This is a genomic window from Ruegeria sp. BHSB064 (genome assembly GCF_059613205.1).
In genome coordinates this window covers 1-1223 of the sequence record NZ_JBXWSB010000250.1, presented here as the reverse complement: position 1 = coordinate 1223, position 1223 = coordinate 1, and the positions used below count along the sequence as shown (strand labels likewise).

The window sequence follows — 1223 nt, the reverse complement described above, 5'->3', positions numbered from 1 at the left end:
TGAACGGCCTCATCTGACTGGTCCAATTTGATTGTTAGTGCATCATCGGCCTTTGATCCATCGGGATGATGGTTTCGGGTGCTGGCGCGCGATAGCCCAGTGCACTGTGGGGCCGCTTTGTGTTGTAGTGTCTCCTCCATTGTTCGATCAGAATTTGAGCTTCGCGCAGGTTGTAGAAGATTTCGCCGTTGAGTAGCTCGTCCCTGAACCGGCCATTGAAGCTTTCACAATATCCGTTCTCCCATGGGCTGCCGGGTTCGATGTAAGCCGTCTTGGCGCCGACGGCAGCAATCCAGTCTCGGACAGCCTGGGCGACAAATTCCGGCCCATTGTCAGAACGTATGAAACGGGGCGCGCCGCGAAGTATGAACAGATCCGTCAGGGCATCGATAACATCGGTCGAGTTCAGTTTCCGCTCGACCCTGATTGCCAAGCATTCCCGACTGTACTCATCAAGGATGTTCAGCGTCCGGAAGGCTTTGCCATCATCGGTTCGACTATGAACGAAGTCATACGACCAAACATGGTCGCGATACTCAGGCCGTAGCCGAACGCATGAGCCGTCATTAAGCCATAACCTCCCTTTCTTCGGTTGTTTCATCGGCACTTTCAGCCCCTCTCGCCGCCAAAGCCGTTCAACCCGCCCATCACTGACGGACCATCCAGCCTCTCTCAGCAACGCAGCGATCCTGCGATAGCCATATCGGCCGTATTGACGGGTCAGCTCGATCATATCGGCCACCAGCCGGTCTTCGTCCGCGCGACCTCGTGGGACGTGCCGTTGCGTGGACCGGTGTTGCCCAAGCACGCGGCAGGCGCGTCTCTCGGAAACGTTCAGCTGGCTACGAACATGATCGATGCAGGCACGACGACGAGCGGGGCTCAAAAGTTTCCCTTTGCGGCTTCCGTCAGGATCAGCTTGTCCAGAGTCAGATCAGACACCGCACGTCTCAGCCGCTCGTTCTCTTTCTGAAGCCGCTTCAGTTCTTTCAACTGATCTACACCCATTCCACCGTACTTCTTTCTCCAGCGGTAATAGGTTTGTTCAACAACGCCGATCTGCCTGATCGCATCAAGACGAGACATGCCTTGCCCCATCAGAACTTCAACCTGCCGTAACTTCGAGACAATCTCTTCGGGCTTTGGTCTCTTGTTCGCCATTCGTGGTCCTCCGTTTCCTAAACATAACGGTGGACCAGTTCAGTGGGGGAGGCTCACTGGTC

Annotated in this window: 1 protein-coding gene; it reads right to left on the bottom strand. The window is 55.5% G+C overall.

Annotated features, from left to right (window positions below; all coding sequences use genetic code 11):
• Nucleotides 1–34 precede the first annotated feature (34 nt).
• Nucleotides 35–1161, bottom strand: a protein-coding gene (locus AC2FNU_RS24740) for an IS3 family transposase (RefSeq protein WP_496794291.1) whose coding sequence is annotated in 2 segments (ribosomal slippage) — nucleotides 35–897 and nucleotides 897–1161 — 1128 coding nt in all. Because the reading frame shifts where the segments join, the coding sequence is not laid out codon by codon here.
• Nucleotides 1162–1223 lie beyond the last annotated feature (62 nt).